Origin of the sequence: Methylophaga sp. UBA5088, assembly GCF_002414625.1 — a bacterium.
Classification (GTDB): Bacteria; Pseudomonadota; Gammaproteobacteria; order Nitrosococcales; family Methylophagaceae; genus Methylophaga; species Methylophaga marina.
On the sequence record NZ_DIAC01000110.1, the window covers coordinates 1 to 1,063 of the forward strand.

Annotated in this window: 2 protein-coding genes; both read left to right on the forward strand. The window is 42.8% G+C overall.

Annotated features, from left to right (window positions below; all coding sequences use genetic code 11):
- On the forward strand, positions 1 to 260 hold a 260-nt coding region (locus B4K20_RS13980), incomplete at its 5' end, for a PepSY-associated TM helix domain-containing protein (protein ID WP_289283358.1).
- Between the two features lie 48 nt (positions 261 to 308).
- On the forward strand, positions 309 to 1,063 hold a 755-nt coding region (locus B4K20_RS13985; RefSeq protein WP_289283359.1), incomplete at its 3' end, for an ATP-binding protein.

Below are 1,063 nucleotides of genomic sequence, written 5' to 3' on the forward strand. Positions count from 1 at the left end.
ATTTCGATGGTAAAAGTGGTGACTACCTTGGCGGTAAGATACCTGGGCAAGGTACGGCAGGTGATATTTTCATTCAAGCCCAGTTCCCTCTACATTCTGGTCGTATTTTGGGTTTGCCTGGTCGAATTATGGTCTCAATTATGGGATTGATGATAGCTATTTTTAGTGTCACAGGCATCATTATCTGGGCCAAAAAACGTCGAGCCAGAGTATCAACGAGAACCAATCAAGCATTAAATATGTCTTCTTCTCTTCGCTAGCATAGATGATGCTATGCTAGCTTTATTTGAATAAATGAAGGATAGCTTATGCGCATTGATTGGCATCAGGTTTACGCCGCCATCTGGCGAAGTAAAAGTCAAAAACTAAAACCTGTTGTTCGCCTCGATCCTGTTCGTCTGGATGAGCTTCAAGGCATAGACAGACAAAAGCAAGCGATTATCGATAACACGCAACATTTTCTTGAAGGCAAAACCAGTAATCACGCATTGTTGTGGGGAGCCAGAGGCACGGGCAAGTCCTCTGTCATTAAAGCCTTACTGAACGAAATGGCTCCAAAGGGCCTACGAATTATACAAATTGATAAAGATGATCTGGGCTTCTTACCTGAAATTCTGGATGATCTGGAACAAGAAAGTGAGCAATTTCGCTTTATCATTTTCTGTGATGATTTATCTTTCGAAGCCGGCGAATCCAGTTATAAGCCACTCAAAACATTATTGGAAGGTGGCCTTGAGTTACCCCCAGAGCATGTGCGTTTGTATGCGACTTCAAATCGCCGTCATTTATTACCAGAGAAACAGTCTGAAAATCAGCTGAGCGGGGTAGTGGATGGTGAAGTGCATTATGCCGATAGTTTAGAGGATAAACTGGCTTTATCGGACCGCTTCGGACTCACCTTATCTTTTTATCCTGCTAACTGGGAAAATTATTTCGCTATAGTTGAAACTCTATTTGCCGATATCAATACTGATAAGAGCCAATTACACGAAGCGGCACGCTTATATGCCATGGGGCGAGGAAGTCATAGTGGCAGAACGGCTAAGCAGTTTTATCAGTACTA